Genomic DNA, 5060 nt, shown 5'->3' with positions numbered 1-5060 from the left:
CCTCAGCGCCGCCGCCGCGGCCCAGCCGCTGGCAGCCCTTCCGCCCGCGCTCGCGATCCCCTTGATGGCGCTCGCCGCGGCGCTGGTCGGCGCGGTCTGGATCGGCGCCGTCGGCTTCCTGCAGGCCTATCGCGGCGTCAACGCCACGATCTCGAGCCTGCTGCTGTCCTACATCGCCATCGCGCTCTCCAACCACCTGATCGAGGGCTGGCTGCGCGATCCGGCGAGCCTCAACAAGCCCTCGACGCTGCCCGTCGGCGACGCCTTCATGCTCGCGCCGATGCCGGGGATCGGGGTGCATTGGGGCCTCGGCGTCGGCGTCCTGTCCTGCCTCGTCGCCTACGTGCTGATGGACCGCACGACGCTGGGCTTCGCCGCGCGGATCGCCGGCGGCAACGTGCGCGCCGCCCAGATCCAGGGCTTGCCGGTCGGGCGGCTGATCGTCGGCTTCACCGCCCTCGGCGGCGCCTTCGCGGCGCTCGCCGGGTTCTTCGAGGTGGTCGCAGTGCAGGGCACCGCCAACGGCACGCTGGCCGCCGGCTACGGCTACACCGGCATCCTCGTCGCCTTCCTCGCCCGCCAGAACCCGATCGCGATCATGCCGGTCGCGTTCCTGCTCGGCGGGATCGAGGCGTCGAGCGGGCTGATCCAGCGCCGGATGCAGCTGCCCGACGCCACCGTGCTGGTGCTGGAGGGGCTGCTGTTCCTCGTGGTGCTCGCCAGCGAGACGCTCTACGGGCGCCTGCACCTGTTCAGCCCGCACCTGTGGGCCACCAAGCGCGCCGCCGCCGCGCTGCCGGCGGGAGCGCCCGCATGAGCTCCCGCATGAGCGCGGCGGAGGGCGGGCGATGAGCGGCGATCTCGGGCTCTGGAGCGTCCTGATCGCGGTGGTCGGCGGCGCGATCCGCGTCTCGACGCCGTTCCTGTTCGTCAGCCTCGGCGAGACCATCACCGAGCGCTCGGGGCGGATCAACCTCGGCCTCGAGGGCACCCTCGTGTTCGGCGCGATGTCGGCCTACGCCACCGCGGTGCTCACCGGCTCGCCCTGGGCCGGCGTCGCGGTGGCAGGGCTCGCCGGCGGCGCCTTCGGGCTGCTGCACGGGTTCGTCTGCCGCCTGCCGCGGGTCAACGACGTGGCGGTCGGCATCGCCCTGATGCTGTTCGGCACCGGGCTGGCCTTCTTCTTCGGCAAGGCCTTCATCCAGCCCTCGGCGCCGCCGCTTCCGGCGATCCCGTTCGGGTTCTGGTCGGACGTGCCGCAGATCCAGGCGGCGCTGCGCGTCAACGTGCTGTTCCTCGTCGGCGCCGCGCTCGCGGTGTTCCTGTGGTGGGCGTTCCGCAACACCAAGGCCGGGCTGATCGTGCGCGTCGTCGGCGACAGCGCCGACGCGGCGCGTGCCATGGGCTACGACGTCGACCGCGTGAGGCTCTTCGCGACCGCCGCCGGCGGCGTGCTCGCCGGGATCGGCGGCGCCTACCTGTCGCTGTACTATCCGGGCTCGTGGAACGAGGGGATCTCCTCGGGCCAGGGGCTGATGGCGGTGGCGCTGGTGATCTTCGCCCGCTGGAACCCGCTCGCGTGCTTCGCCGCGGCCCTGCTGTTCGGCGGCGCCGGGGCGCTCGGGCCGGCGCTGCAATCGGTCGGCGTCACGCAGGGCTACTACCTGTACTACGCCGCACCCTACGTCCTCACCCTGGCCCTGCTGATCGCCACCTCGTCGCCCGACCGGGCGCTGGCCGGCGCGCCGGGCGAGCTCTCCCTCTCGAAATAAGGTTTCGCATGAACGGTCTCGGTGGGCTGAACAAATCCCCGAACGGCGTCGTCGTCGGCCTCGTCCAGCTGAAGCTGCCGAAGGTCGAGACGCCGGCCGACCTGGGCGCGCAGGCCGACCGGATCGTGGCGATGGTCGCCAAGGCGCGGGCCAACATGGCGAGCATGGATCTCGTGGTGTTTCCCGAATACGCGCTCCACGGCCTGTCGATGGACACCCGGCCGGAGCTGATGTGCCGGATGGACGGGCCGGAGGTCGCCGCCTTCCGCAAGGCCTGCGTCGACAACCGGATCTGGGGCTGCTTCTCCATCATGGAGCTCAACCCGCACGGCGCGCCCTACAACACCGGCCTGATCATCGACGATGCCGGCGACGTGAAGCTGTACTATCGCAAGATGCACCCCTGGGTGCCGGTGGAGCCGTGGGAGCCCGGCGACCTCGGCATCCCGGTGATCGACGGGCCGAAGGGCGCCAAGCTCGCCCTGATCATCTGCCACGACGGGATGTTCCCGGAGATGGCGCGCGAATGCGCCTACAAGGGCGCCGAGATCATGATCCGCACGGCCGGCTACACCGCGCCGATCCGCGAATCCTGGCGCTTCACCAACCAGTCGAACGCCTTCTGCAACCTGATGGTCACCGCCAACGTCTGCCTGTGCGGCTCGGACGGCACCTTCGACTCGATGGGCGAGGGCATGGTCTGCAACTTCGACGGGGCGATCCTCGCCCACGGCACCACCGGCCGCGTCGACGAGATCATCACCGCCGAGGTCCGGCCCGACCTCGTGCGCGAGGCGCGGATCCACTGGGGCGTCGAGAACAACATCTACCAGCTCGGCCACCGCGGCTACACGGCGGTGAAGGGCGGCGCGCAGGACTGCCCCTACACCTACATGCACGACCTCGCCGCCGGCCGGTACAGGCTGCCGTGGGAGGATCAGGTAAAGGTCGTGGACGGCACGTCCTGCGGCTTCGTCGCGCCGACCCGCTCCTACGGCGCCGGCCAGGCGCCGGCCGCGCGCGAGGCGGCGGAGTGAGGGCCTCAGCCCTTCCTCAACGCCGCCAGCATCTCGCGGCGCAGGATCGCGTTGATGCGGGTCTGGTAGCCGCGCCCGGGCGCCCGCAGCCAGCCCAGCACGTCGGCATCGATCCGCACCGTCGTCGAGGTCTTGACCGGGCGGTAGAACGGGTTGCGCACGGCGTTCTGCCAGAACGCCTCCGTCAGGGTCGGGATGTCGCTGTGGTCGATCTCCGCGTCCGGCTTCGCCGCAAGGGCCTCCAGCTCCGCCGTCTGCGCCTCGCTCAGCGTCGGCGGATTGGCGAGGTCGATCTCGTAGCTAACCAGCTTCGTGTTCATAGCGTCGCCTTTCCGAACGATCGGCCTTGCGGGCGGAGATGATGCGGATGACCTCGATCTCCCCGCCGGCCTCGGTCGTCTCGCGAATCGTATCAGCTAGGAAATCCGTCGGCGATTTGGCCGCCAGGCGTTCTCCCTCCCCCCTCTGCGGGGGAGGGTACCCTGCGGAGCAGGGGGGGAGAGGGGAGCGCCGTATCCGGAGAGGTCGCTCCCCTCTCCCGACCCTCGCTGACGCGAGGCCCACCCTCCCCCGCAGAGGGGGGAGGGAAGAGCGCGTGCGGCGAAGGGCAATACTCGTCCCGCGCTCGTTCGCGGCATTCCGAATCGAGCGCACGTCACGACGATCTCCGTCAGCGGACATTCGTTCGTCAAGCCGACAGGGCGAGGCCGCATGAGCACGACGTCCTCGCCCGCGGGCACCGTCGCCGCCGAGCCCTACCCGTGGCCCTACGACGGCGACCTGCGGCCGGGGAACACCGCGCTCGTCATCATCGACATGCAGATCGATTTCTGCGGCGACGGCGGCTACGTCGACGCGATGGGCTACGACCTGTCGTTGACCCGCGCGCCGATCGCGCCGATCGCCCGCCTGCTCGCTGCGATGCGTGGGGCCGGCTACACGATCATCCACACCCGCGAGGGCCACCGGCCCGACCTCTCCGACCTGCCGGAGAACAAGCGCTGGCGCTCGCGCCGGATCGGCGCCGGCATCGGCGACCCCGGGCCCTGCGGCAAGATCCTGGTCCGCGGCGAGCCCGGTTGGGAGATCATCCCGGAGCTCGCGCCGCTCCCCGGCGAGGTGGTGATCGACAAGCCCGGCAAGGGCTCGTTCTGCGCCACCGACCTCGAGCTGATCCTGCGCACCCGCGGCATCCGCAACCTTGTGCTCACCGGCATCACCACCGACGTCTGCGTCTCCACCACCATGCGGGAGGCCAACGACCGCGGCTTCGAATGCGTGGTGCTGGGCGACGCCTGCGGCGCCACCGATCCGGAGAACCACGCGGCGGCGCTTCGCATGGTGACGATGCAGGGCGGGGTGTTCGGCGCGGTCTCCGACACCGACGCCGTCATCGCCGCGCTCGCCGCCGCATGAGCACCCGCCGCGCCGTCGTCCACCGCATCGCCACCGCCGCCCCGGACGACGTCTCCGGCCTGGAACGCGCGATCGCGGAGGGCCGGATCGTGCCGGGCGCGATCGTCGCGATCTTCGGCAAGACCGAGGGCAACGGCCTGGTCAACGACTGGACCCGGGGGCTCGCCGCCCGCGCCCTGCGCGACCTGCTGGGTCGGCACGCCGGCCCGGAGGCCGCCGAGCGGGTCTGCCTCGTCATGTCGGGCGGGACCGAGGGCGGCCTGTCCCCGCACGTCACCGTGTTCGAGGTGCGCGAGGCCGACGAGGCCGCCGTGCCCGGCGCGCTCGCCATCGGCCACGCCCACACCGCCGACCTCCGGCCCGAGCAGGTCGGGCGCCTGGCCCAGGTCGCGTCGGTGGCCGACGGCGTGCGCGCGGCGATGCGCGCGGCCGGGATCGTCGATCCGGACGAGGTGCACTTCGTCCAGGTGAAGTGCCCGCTCCTCACCTCGGAGCGGATCGCCGAGGCGCGCGGCCGCGACGCGGACTGCGCCACCGCCGACACGCTGAAATCCATGGGCCTCTCGCGCGCGGCCGCCTCCCTCGGCATCGCCGCGGCGCTCGGCGAGGTCGGCGCGCTGGAGGAGGCCGCGATCGGCCGGGACTTTTCGCTCGCCTCGTCGCGCGCCTCGGCCTCGGCCGGGATCGAGCTGATGGGCCACGAGATCGTGGTGCTCGGGCGCGGCGCCGGCTGGTCCGGCCCGCTGCGGCTGCTGTTCCCGATGATGCCGCTGATCATGCGCACCTTCGACGCCCGGCTGCTGGTGGTGACCGGCACGCTGTTCTTCATCGCGAG

Annotated in this window: 6 protein-coding genes; 5 read left to right on the top strand and 1 reads right to left on the bottom strand. The window is 71.8% G+C overall.

From position 1 onward, the window contains the following. The 3 genes from FV223_RS19630 to FV223_RS19620 form a co-directional block, all read left to right on the top strand. Positions 1-817 (top strand): ABC transporter permease (locus tag FV223_RS19630; protein ID WP_147728580.1); only part of this gene is annotated, 817 nt, incomplete at its 5' end. A 31-nt stretch (positions 818-848) separates the two neighbouring features. After that, positions 849-1772, top strand: coding sequence for an ABC transporter permease (locus FV223_RS19625; protein WP_147728579.1), 924 nt, complete (start codon positions 849-851; stop codon positions 1770-1772). A gap of 8 nt (positions 1773-1780) precedes the next feature. Next, on the top strand, positions 1781-2809 hold the full coding sequence (locus FV223_RS19620) for a formamidase (protein ID WP_147728578.1): 1029 nt from the start codon (positions 1781-1783) through the stop codon (positions 2807-2809). A gap of 5 nt (positions 2810-2814) precedes the next feature. On the opposite strand, the gene FV223_RS19615 is transcribed toward FV223_RS19620, so the two are convergent. Further along, entirely contained in the window at positions 2815-3129 is a 315-nt protein-coding gene (locus FV223_RS19615; protein ID WP_147728577.1) for a BrnA antitoxin family protein, read from the bottom strand. 391 nt (positions 3130-3520) lie between these two features. On the opposite strand from FV223_RS19615, the gene FV223_RS19600 reads away from it, so the two are divergent. Continuing rightward, entirely contained in the window at positions 3521-4225 is a 705-nt protein-coding gene (locus tag FV223_RS19600; RefSeq protein ID WP_147728576.1) for an isochorismatase family cysteine hydrolase, read from the top strand. Then, positions 4222-5060, top strand: an 839-nt coding sequence (locus FV223_RS19595) for a ring-opening amidohydrolase (RefSeq protein WP_147728575.1), incomplete at its 3' end; no start/stop codon positions are given. The genes FV223_RS19600 and FV223_RS19595, both read left to right, overlap by 4 nt.

This window comes from Methylobacterium sp. WL116, from assembly GCF_008039455.1.
GTDB lineage: Bacteria > Pseudomonadota > Alphaproteobacteria > Rhizobiales > Beijerinckiaceae > Methylobacterium.
This window is presented reverse-complemented; position numbering and strand designations above follow the sequence as displayed.

Bases quoted from the DNA above. Each gene is read 5' to 3' on its own strand.
- FV223_RS19625 (WP_147728579.1), top strand. From the start codon at position 849: ATGAGCGGCGATCTCGGGCTCTGGAGCGTCCTGATCGCGGTGGTCGGC.
- FV223_RS19620 (WP_147728578.1), top strand. From the start codon at position 1,781: ATGAACGGTCTCGGTGGGCTGAACAAATCCCCGAACGGCGTCGTCGTC.
- FV223_RS19615 (WP_147728577.1), bottom strand. From the start codon at position 3,129: ATGAACACGAAGCTGGTTAGCTACGAGATCGACCTCGCCAATCCGCCG.
- FV223_RS19600 (WP_147728576.1), top strand. From the start codon at position 3,521: ATGAGCACGACGTCCTCGCCCGCGGGCACCGTCGCCGCCGAGCCCTAC.